15 protein-coding genes and 1 pseudogene are annotated in these 15,417 nt (G+C 68.1%); 7 read left to right on the top strand and 9 right to left on the bottom strand.

Annotation, left to right across the window (positions count from 1 at the left end; translation table 11 throughout):
- Window positions 1-8: 8 nt before the first annotated feature.
- Window positions 9-743, top strand: coding sequence for a SitI6 family double-CXXCG motif immunity protein (gene sitI6, locus ACN469_RS40035; RefSeq protein ID WP_498777046.1), 735 nt, complete (start codon window positions 9-11; stop codon window positions 741-743).
- 51 nt (window positions 744-794) lie between these two features.
- Here sitI6 and ACN469_RS40030 read toward each other — a convergent pair whose 3' ends face one another.
- From ACN469_RS40030 to ACN469_RS40010, 5 genes and pseudogenes are all read right to left on the bottom strand, one after another.
- Window positions 795-2,975, bottom strand: a complete 2,181-nt coding sequence (locus ACN469_RS40030) for a kelch repeat-containing protein (RefSeq protein ID WP_498777044.1) — start codon at window positions 2,973-2,975, stop codon at window positions 795-797.
- A gap of 200 nt (window positions 2,976-3,175) precedes the next feature.
- Window positions 3,176-3,979, bottom strand: a complete 804-nt coding sequence (locus tag ACN469_RS40025) for an ABC transporter permease (protein ID WP_498777042.1) — start codon at window positions 3,977-3,979, stop codon at window positions 3,176-3,178.
- A gap of 4 nt (window positions 3,980-3,983) precedes the next feature.
- Window positions 3,984-4,790, bottom strand: a complete 807-nt coding sequence (locus tag ACN469_RS40020) for an ABC transporter permease (protein ID WP_498777040.1) — start codon at window positions 4,788-4,790, stop codon at window positions 3,984-3,986.
- A complete protein-coding gene (locus ACN469_RS40015) occupies window positions 4,787-5,152 on the bottom strand; it encodes a hypothetical protein (protein ID WP_498777326.1) in 366 nt (121 codons plus the stop codon). Before ACN469_RS40015 ends, ACN469_RS40020 begins: the two co-directional genes overlap by 4 nt.
- A gap of 15 nt (window positions 5,153-5,167) precedes the next feature.
- Window positions 5,168-5,686, bottom strand: a pseudogene (locus ACN469_RS40010) (ABC transporter ATP-binding protein); the annotation flags it as partial.
- A 232-nt stretch (window positions 5,687-5,918) separates the two neighbouring features.
- On the opposite strand from ACN469_RS40010, the gene ACN469_RS40005 reads away from it, so the two are divergent.
- Window positions 5,919-7,133, top strand: a complete 1,215-nt coding sequence (locus tag ACN469_RS40005) for a small ribosomal subunit Rsm22 family protein (RefSeq protein WP_498777038.1) — start codon at window positions 5,919-5,921, stop codon at window positions 7,131-7,133.
- A 216-nt stretch (window positions 7,134-7,349) separates the two neighbouring features.
- On the opposite strand, the gene ACN469_RS40000 is transcribed toward ACN469_RS40005, so the two are convergent.
- Window positions 7,350-7,541, bottom strand: coding sequence for a hypothetical protein (locus tag ACN469_RS40000; protein ID WP_498777036.1), 192 nt, complete (start codon window positions 7,539-7,541; stop codon window positions 7,350-7,352).
- Window positions 7,542-7,793: 252 nt separating this feature from the next.
- Here ACN469_RS40000 and pip point away from each other — a divergent pair, with 252 nt between their 5' ends.
- Complete coding sequence (pip, locus tag ACN469_RS39995) at window positions 7,794-8,762, top strand: prolyl aminopeptidase (RefSeq protein WP_498777034.1); 969 nt, start codon at window positions 7,794-7,796, stop codon at window positions 8,760-8,762.
- A 16-nt stretch (window positions 8,763-8,778) separates the two neighbouring features.
- Here pip and ACN469_RS39990 read toward each other — a convergent pair whose 3' ends face one another.
- Entirely contained in the window at window positions 8,779-9,651 is an 873-nt protein-coding gene (locus ACN469_RS39990) for a CPBP family intramembrane glutamic endopeptidase (RefSeq protein ID WP_498777032.1), read from the bottom strand.
- A gap of 119 nt (window positions 9,652-9,770) precedes the next feature.
- On the opposite strand from ACN469_RS39990, the gene ACN469_RS39985 reads away from it, so the two are divergent.
- The 3 genes from ACN469_RS39985 to ACN469_RS39975 all read left to right on the top strand — a co-directional run bounded on the left by ACN469_RS39985 (window position 9,771) and on the right by ACN469_RS39975 (window position 12,283).
- Window positions 9,771-10,214, top strand: a complete 444-nt coding sequence (locus tag ACN469_RS39985; RefSeq protein ID WP_498777030.1) for a DUF697 domain-containing protein — start codon at window positions 9,771-9,773, stop codon at window positions 10,212-10,214.
- 405 nt (window positions 10,215-10,619) lie between these two features.
- Window positions 10,620-11,816 carry a DUF2380 domain-containing protein gene (locus ACN469_RS39980; RefSeq protein WP_498777028.1) on the top strand — a complete coding sequence of 399 codons (1,197 nt, stop codon included), beginning with the start codon at window positions 10,620-10,622 and terminating at the stop codon, window positions 11,814-11,816.
- Window positions 11,813-12,283 (top strand): NUDIX hydrolase, encoded by a 471-nt coding sequence (locus ACN469_RS39975; RefSeq protein ID WP_498777026.1) that lies wholly within the window; start codon window positions 11,813-11,815, stop codon window positions 12,281-12,283. The genes ACN469_RS39980 and ACN469_RS39975 overlap by 4 nt, the downstream gene beginning before the upstream one ends.
- Before the next feature lie 346 nt (window positions 12,284-12,629).
- Here ACN469_RS39975 and ACN469_RS39970 read toward each other — a convergent pair whose 3' ends face one another.
- Both ACN469_RS39970 and ACN469_RS39965 read right to left on the bottom strand, forming a co-directional pair.
- Complete coding sequence (locus ACN469_RS39970; protein WP_498777024.1) at window positions 12,630-13,463, bottom strand: YhfC family intramembrane metalloprotease; 834 nt, start codon at window positions 13,461-13,463, stop codon at window positions 12,630-12,632.
- Window positions 13,464-13,559: 96 nt separating this feature from the next.
- Window positions 13,560-14,951, bottom strand: a complete 1,392-nt coding sequence (locus tag ACN469_RS39965) for a M20/M25/M40 family metallo-hydrolase (protein ID WP_498777022.1) — start codon at window positions 14,949-14,951, stop codon at window positions 13,560-13,562.
- Window positions 14,952-15,033: 82 nt separating this feature from the next.
- Here ACN469_RS39965 and ACN469_RS39960 point away from each other — a divergent pair, with 82 nt between their 5' ends.
- The gene (locus tag ACN469_RS39960) at window positions 15,034-15,408 is read left to right on the top strand and encodes a response regulator (protein ID WP_253994867.1); all 375 of its coding nucleotides are present in this window, start codon (window positions 15,034-15,036) and stop codon (window positions 15,406-15,408) included.
- Window positions 15,409-15,417 lie beyond the last annotated feature (9 nt).

Genomic DNA, 15,417 nt, shown 5'->3' with positions numbered 1-15,417 from the left:
TCGAACACATGACTCGGTATTTCTGGCTGCGGGAGGACGAGGCCGCGACGAGCGTCTTCAACGGCTCGTTCGACGGGGCTCTCAAGTGGGCCCTGCCCGGTGCGAAGTGCCCGGAGTGCGGCGTGACCTGGAGTTCGTGGGGTCACCACTACCCTTGCGTGGACCTGTCCTCACTGCCCGAGCACACTCTTTTCGAGCGGCCCCGCCCCGAGCCCTTCACTGAGTTCGCGCGGCTGCGAGCCCAGGTGCGCCCCCTGGCCCCAACGAATTCGGAGCTGCCACCTGGCACTGAGTTTGGCCCCAGGGTTGGCCGCGCCTCGGGAGCATTCGGCCCGTTCACATGGCAAGGGACTTCGATTCTGCTCGTGCGCCGCGACGCGCTGGAGCAACTCCAGGCGCAGGGCCTCCGTGGATTGACAGGCTGCCGGACAGAGCTGCGGTTTCGTCAGAAGACCGCGCCCGAGCTGCTCGATCTCCAAATCGAGCCACGCGGTCGACTCCATCCCGACTGCATTCCGCCGGACGTGCCACCGCCCTGCCCGACCTGTGGTCGCTTCGCGCTCTCGCGACCCGATGAGCCCATCCTCGATGCCAACTCCATGCCCTCGGACGTGGACCTGTTCCGGGTCGGCAACTTCGCGACGATGCTCATCGGCACCCTGCGCTTCATGGAGGCAGTGCGCCACCTGGAGTTGCCCGGCATCGCCTTCCACGAGCTGCCAGTCCACTCCGCCGTGAGTTGATGCCCCTCCCGCCCGCGTCCACGTCGGGACGCGGGCGGAAGAGCCCTGACGTCAGAGCGCGGGTGTGTACAGCTCCGCGGAGGACAGCGCGCCGCTGGTCCCCAGTCCTCCCGCGACGAGCACCCGTCCGGAGATGGCCAGCCGAGTCACGGTGGCGCTCGACAACGCGTTGGACATGGTGCCCGCGGACGTCCACTGGCCCAGCGCCGGGTCGAACACCTCCGTCGTGGACAGCAGCCCCGTGGCGGCCCCGGCATCCCCGCCCAGCACCAGCACGCGGCCCGAGGACAACACGGAGGCCAGCGCCCCGTAGCGACTGCTCGTCATGGGCGCCACCGTCGTCCAGCCGCCCTGCGCGGGGTCATAGATTTCGGCCGTGGCCAGCGCTCCGCCCAAGCCCCATCCACCCGCGACCAGCACCTTGCCGCCCGGCAACGCCACCGCGATGTGCCCATAACGCGTGCCCGCCATGGAGCCCGTCTGCGTCCACTGGCCCGTGTGCATGTCGTAGAGCTCGGCGGTCGCCGTGTCTCCGGAAGGCGTGGTGCCGCCCACCACCAGCACCTTCCCGGACAGCAACATCGTCGCGGTGTGATTGACGCGACGCACGCTCATCGTGCCCGTGGCGCGCCACGTCCCGGAGGGCGGGTCATACAGCTCCGCCGTGGCCAGGATGCTGCTGAAGCTGGAGGACATCCGTCCGCCCGTCACCAGCACCTGCCCGGACTCCAGCAACGTCGTGGTGTGCCGCGAGCGATTCCCCGCCATCGCCCCAGTGCTGGTCCACTGCCCGGTGGCCAGGTCATACACCTCCGCGGACGACAGGTACGACGACGAGGTGGCCTGCCCGCCCGCCACCAGCACGTTGCCCGAGGGCAGCTCCGCCGCGCCATGCAGGAAGCGCGGCGTGACGAGGCTTCCTGTCTGCGTCCACGTCACCAGGTGCTCGTCATACAGCTCCGCGCCCGACAGGGCGCTGCTCCCGGTGCTCGTCCCTCCCGCCACCAGCACCTTTCCCGAGTCGAGCAGCGTCACCGTGTGGTGATACCGCGCCGTCGACATGGTGGCCGTGGGGCGCCAGGGCGGCGTGGGCACCGAGAACCGCTCGGCCGAGGAGGCACCCTGCGTGCCCTCCGCGCTGCCGCCCGTGACGAACACCTCGCCCTGGAGCAACAACGTGGCCGTGTGTCCCAGCCGGCTCGCGCTCATCGGCGGAGTCGCGCTCCACCGCACCAACGACGGGTCGAAGATGGTCGCGGTCTGCAGATACGGACTGTTGCCGTCCGTGCCGCCCGTGACGAGCACCTCGCCCGAGTGCAGCAGCGTGGCCGTGTGCTGCGCCCGCTCTCCCGGCAGCAGCTGCGCCACCGGCGCCCAGCTGCCAGCGCTGGGGTCATACAGCTCCGAGGTCCGCGAGGCGGTGAACTCGTCGAGGAAGCCGCCCGCCACCAGCACCTTGCCGGACAACAGCCGCGTCGCGCTGTGCCCCGCGCGCGCGCTGAGCAGGCTCGCCACCTGTGTCCACAGCCCGGTGCTCGGCTCATACAGCTCCACGTCATTGACGTACTCACCCCGAGGCCCGACGCGGCCTCCGGTGACCATCACCTTCCCGTTGCCCAGCAGCGTCGCCGTGTGCCCGACGCGCGGCCTGCGCAGCCCGCCCGTGGGGGACCACGTCCCCGCCGCCGGGTCATAGAGTCGTGCAGTGGACAGTCCCGTGCTCGCGCCGTTCTCTCCGCCCACCACCAGCACCTTCCCGTTCGACAGCAACGTCGCCGTGTGTCCGGAGCACAGCGTGTCGAGGAGCCCCGTCGCCGCCCAGGTCCCCGTGCTGGGGTCATACAGCTCCGCGGTGCCCGTGGCGGACGCGCCAGAGTCGCCGCCAGCGACGAGCACCTTGCCGTTGTTCAGGAGCGTCGCGGTGTGTCTGCGTCGCGCGGCCCCCAGCGTGCCTCCGGACAGCCAGCGCACGCCCTTCGAGTCATACAGCTCCGCGTTCGCCGAGGACTGCCCGCCCACCACCAACACATTCCCGGTGCGCAGCAGTGTCGCGGTGTGGTCCATCCGCTGGAGCGACATGCTCGGCGTGGGCGTCCAACCCTGGCTCGCCACGTCCAAGCCCGCAGCGCTCTCCGCTTCCGACGCTTCTGCAAATTCCTCGTGTGAGCATCCCGCGAGGACGAGCGCCGTCACAAGCGCGGCCAGGCGGCCGAGCCCGATACATCGATTCATGGGTGGGGGTCCTTTCCCTTCGGGGGGTGTGCGCCCGACGAGCCGCACGCAGCGGCCCTTACCCCAGCCCCGAGGAAGGAGGCCAATTCGGCACCTGAAAAATTACGTCGACACCGCCTGAAACAGGTGGGGTTGATACACCCCACCACTGAGTCAGCAAGCGCTCGACAGCCCGGAAGGCTCGGGTGACGTGAGAGGGATTAGCTGCTGGCCGAGGTGTAGTGGCCGATGGAGCGAATCCAGACGCGCCGCGCCACCCACGCGAAGGCGGCGGAGCCCACCACCGCGCCCACCAGCGACAGCGCCGGCAGCCGGCCCAGCATGGCCTGCGCGGGGAAGGTGGTCATCAAGGCGAGGGGAATCACGTACGTGAAGACGAGCGTCAGCGCGCCCTTCGCCACGCCCTTGAACATGGACGAGGGCCAGCGCGCGAAGTCGAAGATGGACGTGAAGAGGTAGGTGAGGTTGTCCACCCGGACGACGAAGAACGCGGCGCTCACCGTCAATATCCACAGCGAATACAGGAGCAGCGTGCTGGTGCACAGCAGCAGCAGCGACGTCAGGAGCCCCAGCGCGGAAGGCCCGCGTCCCAGGAGCATGAAGGCGTAGATGAAGAGGCCCAGACCGGTGAGCACGTTGAAGGCGCGCCACGGCAGGAAGCGCTGCGTGGACACGAGGAACTGCGCGTCCGCGGGCTTGAGCAGCACGAAGTCCAGCGTGCCCTTGCGGATGTGCTCCACCACGCCGGTGAGGCTGGGGTTGATGGCGCCCTCGAGGATGCCTTGCAGCAGGGTGAACCAGCCCACGACGAGCAGCGCCTCGCCGAAGCTCCAGCCTTCGACTTCCGGCCGGCTGCCGTAGACGACGAACAGCGGCGCCAGCGCGGTGAAGACCCAGCACAGCGACGTGAAGCCGTCGGTGAAGAAGTCCATCCGGTACTGGAGCGCATGGAGCCCGGACGCCTTGAGCTGTACCGCCAGCAGTCGCAGATATCGCCGCACCATGCCCCTATCCTCCGAACGCCGCGAAGCGCTTCACGCCCTGCTTCCAGAGCCCCACCGCGAGCGCGCCCATCCCCAGCACCCACGCCCACTGCCTCGCCACCAGGCCCAGCGCGGTGGGCAGGTCATGCATGTTCGTCATCAACTCCACCGGCAGCCCCATCTGGTAGCGGAAGGGCAGCCAGTCGATGACCGCGCGCACGCCCTCGGGCAGGAACTCCACCGGGTACATGTAGCCGGAGCAGACGAAGAAGAGGACCATCCACACCTCCATCAGCTTCTGGCTGCTGTCGAGGAAGAGGCTCAGCGCGCCGATGGCCACGTTGGCCAGGAAGGTGATGGCCCAGCCGCCCAGCATCGCGACGAGGAACAGCCCCCACTGCCACGCGTGCTGGGGCACCGCCTTGTCCGCGCCCACCAGCGCGATGCTCAAGAACACCACGGGCAAGGCCACGACAAGGCGCATGGGGAAGCCCGCCACGTTGTCGGACGCATAGCCCCAGAGGGGCGAGATGGGACGCAAAAGCCGCATCGCCAGCGTGCCCTGCTTCACCTCCCAGTTGATGAGCCACGCGGCCCACGCGCTGGTGAGCTGGCGTATCGCGAAGGTGGCCAGGAAGTAGCCCACGAAGTCCGCCTGGCCGAAGTTGCCCACCGGGGCGCTCTTGGCCACCGCCATCCACAGCACCATGTTGACCAGCGGCATGGTGGTGGACAGCACCCAGACGAACATCTCCGCCCGGTAGGCCACCGACTCCGCGAAGCTCACGCGCAGCATGGTGGGCAGGGCCCGCAGCAGACCTCGGGCACTCATGCCGGCACCGACTCGGCGGCGTGCTGCCTGCGGGCCTTGGTCTCCGCGAACAGCTCGCTCATGACCTCTTCCAGGGGCGCGTTCTCCACGGTCAAATCCATCACCGGCAGCCCGGACAGGGCGCGGGAGATGGTGGCGTTGACGGCGTCCTGCTTCACCTGGAGCACCGCGGTGCCCGCTTCGTGCGTCACCAGCTTGCCCAGGGGCTCCAGGCGCGAGGCGTCCACCTCTTCCGACAGCCGCAGCACCACGCGCTTCTCCGGGCGCACGCGCTGCACCAGCGCCTCCAGGCTTCCGTCGTAGGACAAGAGGCCCTTGTCGATGACGATGACGCGCGGGCAGAGGGCCGCCACGTCGTCCATGTAGTGGCTGGTGAGGATGAGCGTGGCGCCGTACTTCTCGTTGTAGTCCTTGATGAACGTGCGCATGGTGGCCTGCATGGACACGTCCAGGCCGATGGTGGGCTCGTCCAGGAACAGCACGCGGGGCCGGTGGATGAGGGCCGCGGCCAGCTCGCACTTCATCCGCTCCCCCAGGGAGAGCTGGCGCGTCGGCTTGCCGATGAGGTCGCCAAGCTCCAGCAGCCCCACCAGCTCGTCCAACGTCTGCTTGTATTGGAGCGCGGGCACGTCGTAGATGGCGCGGTTGAGCTCGAAGGTCTCCGCCGGAGGCAAGTCCCACAAGAGCTGCTGCTTCTGCCCCATGACGAGCATGATTTTCTTGAGGAACGCCTCCTCGCGCAGGCGAGGCACGTGCCCGTCCACGCGGACCTCGCCCTCGGAGGGGTGCAAGAGGCCGGAGAGGACCTTGAGCGTCGTCGTCTTGCCGGCGCCATTGGGGCCCAGGAAGCCCACGCGCTCTCCCGGACGGATGTCGAAGGAGATGCCGTCCACCGCCTTCACGGAGGTGTAGGTACGATGGAAGAGCGAGCGGAGGGCCGCCTTGAGGCCTGGCGGGCGCTTGTGGACTTTGTAGTGCTTGCGCAGCCCGTGGACGGAGATCATGTGCGACAAGGGTTTAACGCGGACGTCCCCGGGTGGCGACCGTGGAGTTGAGCAAGTGGCGGGGTGACAACCGGTTGGCATGGGCGGCTTCCGGGAGCGGCCCCTTGGTCGAAGGCTTGGCGGGATGAGCAACGGATACAGCAAGGACCTGGAGCGGTGGATGCCGCGGCTCATCGCCGTGTGGCGAGCGTCGCGCGGCAAGGGTGACGGGCCGGAGGGGCGACTGACGCCCCAGGAAGTGAAGGAAGTGGGCGCCGGCGTGCGCCAGCTCTCGATGGGCTTGACGCGGGAGCGTCAGCTCGCCGGGGCGCGTTACATGGACGACCCGAAGCTCCTGGGCGCCTACCTGCTCTTCTACTGGCCGGTCTCCTACGCGCAGGCCCGGCAGGTGCTGGGGGAGCTGCCGAACCGGCCCCGGCAGGTGCTGGATTTGGGCAGCGGCCCGGGTCCGGTGGCCTTCGCGGCGCTGGACGCGGGTGGGAAGGAAGTGACGGCGGCGGACCGCAGCAAGGCCGCGCTCAACCTGGCGCGCGCGTTGGCGACGGAGGCCGGCGAGGCGCTGGCCACCCGGGAGTGGGACCCGACGAAGAAGGCCGCCGTGCTGCCGGAGGGGCAGTACGACCTGATTACGATGGGCCACGTCATCAACGAGCTGTACGGCACGGGGGACAGCGCGACGACGCCTCGGGCGGCGCTGCTCGAGGCGGCGCTGGCGAAGGTGAAGCGCGGTGGGAGCCTGCTGGTGATGGAGCCCGCGCTGCGGGAGACGAGCCGAGGGCTGCTGCACGTGCGCGACGCGATGGTGGCGCGAGGCTACGCGGTGCGCGCGCCGTGCATGTACCGCGGGGCGTGTCCGGCGCTGGTGAAGGAGACCGACTGGTGCCATGCCGAGCGGCCCTGGCCCATGCCTCGCGTCGTGGAGGAGCTGGCGCGCGCGGCGAGCCTGCACAAGGAAGCGCTGAAGATGAGCTACCTGATACTGGCGCCCAAGGGTGAGGAGTGGCCGGAGCCGCCGCCGGGCCGGCTGTTCCGCATCGTCTCCGAGCCGCTGGAGGGCAAGGGACGGCACCGCTACATCGGCTGCGGGCCAGAAGGCCGTGTGGGTCTGGCGATGCAGGAGCGGCACCGCAATGAGAAGAACGAGCGGTTCCTCCAGTTGAGCCGGGGTGACGTCATCGCGGTGACGGAGACGGAGCCCAAGGGCGACGGCCTGGCGCTGAGCGATGTCTCCGAGGTGCGGATGGTGGCGCCCGCGGGCAAGGGCGTGCCACCGCCGCCTCCGAAGGAGGACGCGCCCGCGAACCCGGGAACCAGCCCGAGCCCCGGCGCGCCCTCCTGACGCGGAGGAGTCGCCGGCTCCGACACGGCCGGCGACACAGTGCCTCCACGTGAATGTGAGTCGCGCGGGCTCCCTCCAGCCCGCGACCTGCGGCCTTCCGCGCGCTCGGTGCGTCGCGCGGTGAGGGGCGGCCTTCAATGCCGCGCGCGAACCACGAGTCGCGCGATGACCCTCGATGCGCGGCCCCGCACGAGAATCGTGCAGGGGCTCACGCACTCAAACGCGGGCCTGAGAGTAGGTTCCCGTGAGGACATCGCGCATGTGGCGGAAGGACTTCACGCTGTCCTTCGCCGCGCTCACCGCGCCTTGAACCAGGACGGTGGCCTGGATGCGGACCAGCGCGAGGCGGCGGGGCGCGACGTCGGCATCGGTCTTCCGAGGGGGGTTCATCAGGGAAGCGAGGTTCATGGAACGCTCCGGGGTGTGGGGCGACGCGAAGCAGCATCCACCCCTCCCGCAACCTCCACGTTGAGCCCGGGCAACATCGTCGTCACATCGTGCTCGGGCCGCCTTCGTTGTGTGCGGCATGTGCCCTGCCTGACAGTCTCCTCCCCAGGCAAGAGGCCACGCGAACATCCCTGGGCGGTGACGCGTGGGCGGGCCAGCGAGGAGGAACCGGTCTGCTAGCGTGAGAGGCTCTCTCGCTGCCCTGGAAGGCGCATGTCCGTTCCGTCCTCGCCGTCGCGGACGCTGTATCCCCCACTGGAGCCCTACCGCATCGGCCGCTTGAGGGTCTCCATGCTCCACGAGCTGTACTTCGAGGAGTGTGGCAACCCGAAGGGCAAGCCCGTGGTCTTCGTCCATGGTGGCCCGGGAGGAGGCACGGACGCGAAGCAGCGGCGGTTCTTCGACCCGGCGGCCTATCGCATCGTCCTCTTCGACCAGCGAGGCTGTGGCCGGAGCACGCCGCACGCGAGCCTGGAGGAGAACACCACCTGGGACCTGGTGGCGGACATGGAGCGTCTGCGCGAGCACCTGGGCATCGAGCGCTGGCAGCTCTTCGGCGGCTCCTGGGGCAGCACGCTGTCGCTGGCCTACGCGCAGGCGCATCCGGAGCGCGTCACGGAGTTGGTGCTGCGCGGCATCTTCCTCCTGCGCAAGCAGGAGCTGGACTGGTTCTACCAGCGCGGCGCGAGCGCCCTGTTCCCCGACGCGTGGGAGCACTACCTGGCGCCCATTCCCCAGGAGGAACAGCGTGACTTGCTGAGCGCGTATCACCGGCGCCTCACGAGCGCGGACGCTGCCACGCGACACGAGGCCGCGCGGGCCTGGAGCGTATGGGAAGCGCGGACCAGCTACCTGCACCCCAATCCGGAGTTGGTGGCGCGCAACGGCGCGGACGACTTCGCCCTCGCCTTCGCGCGCATCGAGTGTCACTACTTCATCAACCGTGGGTTCCTGCGCTCGGACACGCAGCTGCTCGATGACGTGCCGCGCATCCGTCACCTCCCCGCGGTCATCGTCCAGGGTCGCTACGACGTGGTGTGCCCGCCGGAGAGCGCGTGGGCGCTGCATCAGGTGTGGCCGGAGGCGGAGCTGGTCATCGTTCCGGATGCGGGACACTCGGCGAACGAGCCGGGCACGACGTCCGCGCTGGTGGAGGCCACGGACCGGTTCCGTCCGCGTTGAGCCGGGGCCCAGGCCCTCAGGCCCCCTGGCCCAGCAGCGCGGCAGGCACCTCGCCCTGACGCGAGCCCTTCCAGCGCACCAGGGCCAGGGTGAACAGGCTCAGCACGACGATGCTGACGATGGAGGCCTCCAGCCCATAGCTGCCTCCGGTGAGCCACTCGGGCCGGTCGTGGAAGACAGGGGTCCACGCGCCCTTCGATTCTTCGCCGCTCACGCCGAAGCCCAGCAGGGCCAGCATCCCGTTCCAGCCCAGGTGCACGCCCACGGGAAGCGCGAGTCCTCCCGTGCGCAGGTAGCAGAGCCCCAACAACCATCCCGCCAGCAAGATGTTGGTCATCGCCACCGCGAGCGCCCCTCCAGCCATGTCGGGGAAGGAGTGGGCCAGACAGAAGACGACCGCGAACACGAGCTGCGTCCAGTTGGGCCCCAGGCCCCGGAGGGCGCGCTGGAAGGCATAGCCGCGGAACAGCGTCTCCTCGAACAAGGCCACCCCGAGCATGAACCAGGCGGCCTTGAGGAGCCCCCCCGCGCCGTTGTGCGTCGCTCGCTCCAGATGAAATCCATCCAGTGCGAAGACGATGGCGGCCACGACTGTCACCAGCACCACGCCACCCGCGAGCCCGAGCCCCAAGTCACGGCCCGAGCGCCGTGCCGAGGAAACTCCGAGCGAGGACAAGCGCTCGCCCTCGAAACGAAGGCACAGCCAGCTCGAGATGAGGACTCCGAAAAAGGCGCAGAGCGGCTCCGGAAGGACTTGTCGCCACCCCAGGGGCAACTGGCGCTGGAGGACGAGGAACGGCGCCACGAGGCCCACGCACAACGCGATGAAGCCCAGGGCCCTCCAGCCGTTGCGCAGACGCCGCTCACTGTCGATGAAGAGGGTTTTCATGGGGATGTCCTTCCTACGCTCCACGGCGCTTTGATTGCCGCCCGCGCGTGTCGCTCCCTCTTTCGGAGCACGGCCAGAGTCCTTAAGGTGGGTGCGAACGACTGCCCGGGAGTACGTCCATGTCCGCAGAGAAGACCGCGCGAAGCTGGGTCGAGGAGAGCGCCCTGCGCGCCGCTGGTGCCGCCGCGATTCCCATCCCGGTGCCGGGTGCGCACACGGCGCTCACGTCCGCCATCGAGGCGTACATGATCTACCACGTGGCTGGCATCTACGGAGAGAAGCTCAGCCTGGGAGAGTCGCTCGGACTGGTGCCCACGCTGGGCGCGGGCATCGTCGCGCGCAAGGCGGCCAGCAGCATCGTCGGAGAGACGGTGGGCTGGATTCCCGTGGCGGGCTGGCTGCTCAAGGGGGCCGCCAGCGGAGGCACCGCGTTCGCCATGGGCGTGGCGGCGGTGACGTACTTCGAGAAGAAGTACCCGGGCCGAGAAGCGATTCCGTTCGACACCATGTCCATCAAGGACTGGGTGAAGGCCGCGCTCGCGCAGCTGGGCATCAAGAAGTAGCCACGGGATAGGGGTCCACGGCCCACAGGCATCTCCTCGTGGACGCCTTTCGCGTTTGAAACCGCCCGCTCCTGCTGTGGAATGAGGACTCCGCCAGTCGCCTATGGGCGGAGCTGGGGGTGGGCCCTGCGTACGAACGTCGTGCTGTTGAGTCTGGTGATGCTGGTGACGGGCTGTGCCACCCAGTCGCCCGCCTCCGGTGCGGGGAGGTCCCTGCGGCATTCGCAACGGGACGCCGCGCTGTTGGAGTCTTCGCGGGACGGCTTGGCGGATGACTCCAGTCCGCGCCATTCCAGCGCACGGGAACGACGCCAGCACCTTCGCGAGAATGAGGCGGAGGTCATCGCGGAAAGCCAGCAGAGAGCCGCGGAGACTCGTCAAGCCGTCATCGAGGCGGCTGACGAGGTGAAGAGCTCCACGGAGGTGCTCGCCAGTGACCTCCCCAAGCTCGCCGCGCACACGCGGGGCCTTGGTGGAAACGCCGACATCTTCTCCGGCTACTTCGACTACGGCTCGAATCAGCTTCCCTGGCTCCGTGGCGCACTCCGAGGCACGGCCACGCTCGTTGAGGCCTCCGATTCTGTGGACGACCCGGACATGGCGGTGGCCCTCCTCAAGATGACAGGGCCTCGCCTCCAGGCAACCATGGCTGGCGCCATGTTGTTGGCGTCCTGGTTCGACTTCCTCCAGCTCGCCGATGCCCTGCTCCAACAGTGCCCGTCCTACAGCGTGGAGCAGTTGCTCACGGACATGGAGCGCGTTCAGAAGCGGCTGGAGCCCTCGTTGACGGCGCTCTCCTCGCTGGAGCCAGGGCGGGTGGAGGCCACGGCCGCTGCGATGCCCGAGTTGATGGGCCAGCTGACCCAGGAGTTCAGCACCATTCGCGAGGGTGCGCGCTTGGCAACCGAGCGTGTAGGGCAAGTCGTCGCGGTGGCACAGTTCCTCGAAATGGTGGCCATGGTTTCGGCGCTGCGCGTGTCACTTCCCCGGCTGCCTCCCTCGGGGCCTGTCCTGATGGGCGCGCGACTCGCGGTGAGTCCGGGTGGAGTGATGGCGGGCTCGCACCTGGTCGTCTCCGCGGAGTGGGTGGAGATGATGCGACGGCTCGTCCAGGCGGGAGTCATCTCCATGCCGGTCGCCAGCGCGGCTGTCCGTGTCCACGCCGGACAGGTGCTGATGGCTCAATCGCACCGGGACTTGCCCAAGGGCGTGCGTGAAGCCTTGGGCGACAGTCCCGAGGTGCGCGGCATGCACGAGACGGGAAGAGCCGGGGCGGGCATGTCCGAGGCGCCAAAGCACCACGTCATGCCGCAAGAGCACCGTGAATGGTTCGAGCAGCGCGGCTTCAAGGGCGCCATGGACATCGACCAGTTCTGTGTCCGGATGGAGAAATCACACCACGAGGCCATTCACGGAGGCGGCAACTGGAAGCTCGGTCGCACGTGGCCCAAGGAATGGAATCAGATGATTATGCGAGTGCTACGTGATGCCGAGACCGAAGCTGGCCAGAAGTTGACTCGGGACGAGGTCTTGAAAGTCGTCTCGCAGAACATGAAGGATTACGACATTCCGATGAACTTCACTCGAGGTAGCAGGCGATGACCGACGGGCGTTCCTGGCAAGGTAACTGGAAGGCGCGTCTCTACGAGCGGGTCCGCGCGCGCGGTTACGACTCCCTCACCGCATTTGCCGAGGCACGCCCTACCGCATCGTTGGTCGAGTTGGCCGAGGAACTGGGAAAGGACGACCTCGCGGGTGTGCAGGTCTTCACTGGGCTGGTCGCCGAAGCGGAGCGAAGCAAGAAGGTCACCAGGCTGGTGCGCGGGCAGTTCGTGCGTGAATTGTCCCAGCACCTTCCTGATGGGTGGCCGGCCGCACAGGATGAGACCCATCGTTTCGATGTCGCCCACGCCCTGGCGCGCTGGAGCAGCTACACGCCCGAGACGCATGAGGAGCGAGTACGACAGGCAAGGCGAGCCCTCCGTGCAACACCACCTCCTACTGGCTGGCGCCCACTCGGTCCCGACGACGAGCTGCTCCGCACGCTCCTGCCTGACGACGAAGTCTGACCCAACCCCAGTCCACGGCTCGGAATTACGACGCAGTCGCAATGGCCACAGGGCTGTCAGAAATCCTCATCAGGTTTGACAACCAACTTTCCAACTCACTACCATCGACACGCGGAAACCAAACAAACACCCAAAGGAAAACATCATGAGAATGGCAACCATCCTGCTTGCCATGGCCACGGGCCTATTGACCGCTTGCGCCTCAACTTCCACACAGGAAGAGTGCAAGGAGGAGGCAACTGTCGCTGCTGCTCCCTCTTCGTGCGAGTGCGATAACGATGGGTGCTGTTCAGGGCTGATTTGTCCCTATATCGACCCGGACTGTAGCTGACCCAGCGCCCTCGCCTCAGGGACTGGCGACGGCAACAGCCTGAGGCGAGGCCACACCTCCCTCCCGCGCCACCTCGTCCCTCCGGAAGTGGACGATGATGGCGAGCCCCACGAGCGCGGTCACCGTCACCACACCCTCCGCCGCCAGGGGCCCCCACACCTGCCCCACCGCCACCGCCACGAGGTTGGCGAGGCCATGGAACCCCACGGCCAGCCAGTACCACCGGATGCTCCCGCGCACGTAGCGCTGCAACACCAGCACCGACAAGGCGACTTGCAGCACCATGGCGCCCACCCGCTCGTACGCGCCCAGCAGCGGCTCCCACCAGCGCATCGCCGCGAAGGTCGCCTTCATCTTCACCACCTCCGCCACCTGCTCCGGCGGGAGCGGCAGCGTCGACGGGTCCAGGTTCGCCAACGCCACCATGTTGAGGAGCCCCAGCACCACCAGGCCTCCCACGAGCAGCACGGACTCCAACCCTCCATGGCCCACGCCAAATCCCACCGCGTCACGCCAGCGCCGGTAGGCCTGCAACGGACGCGCGAAGACCCACAGTCGCGCCGTCTCCTCGAAGAGCCCCGCGGTGAGACACAGCACCACCATCATGACGTTGCGAAGAAACTCAGAGCTCTTGAGCTCGTCACGCAGCGCGTACTGAAGCGCCTGCGTCAAGGGCAACCGGGTGAGGAGCTGGGACACCGCGAACGCCAGCGCCCCCCACCCCACCACCGTCCAGGCCACTCCCAGTCGACGCCGAGCCCACAGCACCACGGCCATCGGCATCAGCACCACGAACGCGAGGGTGACCAGGCTCCCGGCCACCACTCCCGTGTCCACTCCCTTGAACATCGCGCGCCTCCCCTCTCAAAGCTCGTCGCCCTCATGAGGTAAGCACGGCTCCAACGTCCCAAAAAACCCACCGGAGCGAAGCCGGTGACTCGCGCCTCAGCGCGCCGTGAGCGCGCTCGCCAGCTCCTCGTAGAGATGGATGGCGCTGCGGATGGACTTCTCCCAATCCCCCACATGCAGGCTCTCGTTCTCCGAGTGGGCATAGGTATACGGGTCCTCCACGCCGATGAGCAGCGCGGGCACGCCGCCCAGCTCCTTCGCGAAGGGCTCCACGAAGGGAATGGACGCGCCGCAGCCGATGGCCACCGCCTTCGTCCCATAACCCTTCTCCAGCGCGCGGAAGGCCGCCTGGAACGCCGGGTGCGACGGGTCCGTGTACCACCAGCCCGACGCCCCCTCCGTGTGGAAGCCCACCTCCAGCCCCCACGGGCACACCTTGCTCAGGTGCTCCTTCAACCGCCGCTCCACGTCCCGTGCCTCCAGGTCCGGGACGATGCGGATGCCCACGCGCGCCCACGCCGCGTCGCAGATGATGTTGCGCGCGTCCTTGCGCGTGCTCGCCTGGATGGCGTTGATGGCGATGCTCGGCTGTCGCCAGTTCATCTCCCACGGGTGACGCCCGCCCAGCACCTGGACGCCCGGCAACAGCCCCACCTGCTCGCGGAAGTACGCCTCGTTCCCCGGCAGCGACTGGATGCTCTCGCGCTCGCCCGACGTGAGCGGCCTCACCTGCTCCTGCAACCCTTCAATCGCGATGGAGCCGTCCGCGTTCGTCAGCGTGGCCAGCATCCGGCACAGCCCCATCACCGGGTCCGGCACCGGCCCACCCCACATGCCGGAGTGCACCGCCTGCTTCAGCGCCTTCACCTCCACGTCCACCGTGACGAGCCCTCGCAGCGCCGTGGTGATGGACGGCAGCCCCGTGTCGAAGTTCGCCGTGTCCGTCAGGACGATGGCGTCCGCCTTCAACAGCGCCGAGTGCTTCTGCAGGAACGCGGACAGATGCCCGCTGCCAATCTCCTCCTCGCCCTCGATGATGACCTTCACGTTGAGCGGCAGCCGGCCCGTGCCCTTCAGCCACGCGTCCACCGCCGACGTGTGGACCACGATGCCCGCCTTGTCGTCCGCGGTGCCTCGTCCGTACAGCCGGCCGTCGCGCATCCGAGGCTCGAACGGCGGGCTCTTCCACAGCCCTTCGTCGCCCGCGGGCTGCACATCGTGATGGGCGTACAACAGCAACGTCGGTGCGCCTGGCGCCCTCAGGACCTCGCCGTAGACGTACGGATGCGCGTCGTCGATTTCGAGTAGCTGGATGTTTTCAAACCCACGGTCTTTCAAGAGTCGAGAAGTCGCCTCCGCGCTCTGACGCACTCGGGCAGGGTCGAACCCGGGAAACGAGACGCTGGGTATGCGCACGAGGGCCATGAGGTCCTCGAGGTAGGCGTTCTTCTGGGACTCGAAGTGAGAGAGGGCCTGAGCGATGGGCATGCTCACCCCTTAACCTAAAAAGGCAGGCAGGCACTCCAGGTCCTCGCGCGGATGTTGCGCGGTCCAAGTATCATGCGGTGCCATGTCCGACACCCCGACACTGCTGCTCGTCGACGACGACAGCTTCGTGCGCCGCATCCTCAAGGACGTCATCGCCGACACGGGCATCGAGCTGCGGTTGCTCGAGGCCGCGGACGGAGAGGAAGGCCTCGCGGTGGCAGCGCGCGAGCAGCCCGCGGTGATGTTCCTGGACCTGTTCATGCCGAAGAAGAGCGGGCTGGAGGTCCTGGGCGCCATCAAGCAGGTGTCGCCCGGCACGCGCGTGCTCGTCATCAGCAGCATGGATGCCGAGCCCGTCGTGGAGCAGGCCATGGCCGCGGGCGCGGTGGGCTTCGTGGGAAAGCCCTTCCATCCGCTGGAAATCGCCTCGGCCGTGCGCCAGGCGCTCGCTCACTGACTTCAGAGG

It is taken from the genome of Corallococcus terminator, from assembly GCF_049194865.1.
Classification (GTDB): Bacteria; Myxococcota; Myxococcia; order Myxococcales; family Myxococcaceae; genus Myxococcus; species Myxococcus terminator_A.
Note: the sequence above shows the minus strand (reverse complement) of the source record. Positions and strands in the feature narration are given on the sequence as shown.

Excerpts from the sequence above, each read along its gene's own strand:
- sitI6 (WP_498777046.1), top strand. The coding sequence starts at position 9 with ATGACTCGGTATTTCTGGCTGCGGGAGGACGAGGCCGCGACGAGCGTC.
- ACN469_RS40030 (WP_498777044.1), bottom strand. The coding sequence starts at position 2,975 with ATGAATCGATGTATCGGGCTCGGCCGCCTGGCCGCGCTTGTGACGGCG.
- ACN469_RS40025 (WP_498777042.1), bottom strand. The coding sequence starts at position 3,979 with ATGGTGCGGCGATATCTGCGACTGCTGGCGGTACAGCTCAAGGCGTCC.
- ACN469_RS40020 (WP_498777040.1), bottom strand. The coding sequence starts at position 4,790 with ATGAGTGCCCGAGGTCTGCTGCGGGCCCTGCCCACCATGCTGCGCGTG.
- ACN469_RS40015 (WP_498777326.1), bottom strand. The coding sequence starts at position 5,152 with ATGGACGACGTGGCGGCCCTCTGCCCGCGCGTCATCGTCATCGACAAG.
- ACN469_RS40005 (WP_498777038.1), top strand. The coding sequence starts at position 5,919 with ATGAGCAACGGATACAGCAAGGACCTGGAGCGGTGGATGCCGCGGCTC.
- ACN469_RS40000 (WP_498777036.1), bottom strand. The coding sequence starts at position 7,541 with ATGAACCTCGCTTCCCTGATGAACCCCCCTCGGAAGACCGATGCCGAC.
- pip (WP_498777034.1), top strand. The coding sequence starts at position 7,794 with ATGTCCGTTCCGTCCTCGCCGTCGCGGACGCTGTATCCCCCACTGGAG.
- ACN469_RS39990 (WP_498777032.1), bottom strand. The coding sequence starts at position 9,651 with ATGAAAACCCTCTTCATCGACAGTGAGCGGCGTCTGCGCAACGGCTGG.
- ACN469_RS39985 (WP_498777030.1), top strand. The coding sequence starts at position 9,771 with ATGTCCGCAGAGAAGACCGCGCGAAGCTGGGTCGAGGAGAGCGCCCTG.
- ACN469_RS39975 (WP_498777026.1), top strand. The coding sequence starts at position 11,813 with ATGACCGACGGGCGTTCCTGGCAAGGTAACTGGAAGGCGCGTCTCTAC.
- ACN469_RS39970 (WP_498777024.1), bottom strand. The coding sequence starts at position 13,463 with ATGTTCAAGGGAGTGGACACGGGAGTGGTGGCCGGGAGCCTGGTCACC.
- ACN469_RS39965 (WP_498777022.1), bottom strand. The coding sequence starts at position 14,951 with ATGCCCATCGCTCAGGCCCTCTCTCACTTCGAGTCCCAGAAGAACGCC.
- ACN469_RS39960 (WP_253994867.1), top strand. The coding sequence starts at position 15,034 with ATGTCCGACACCCCGACACTGCTGCTCGTCGACGACGACAGCTTCGTG.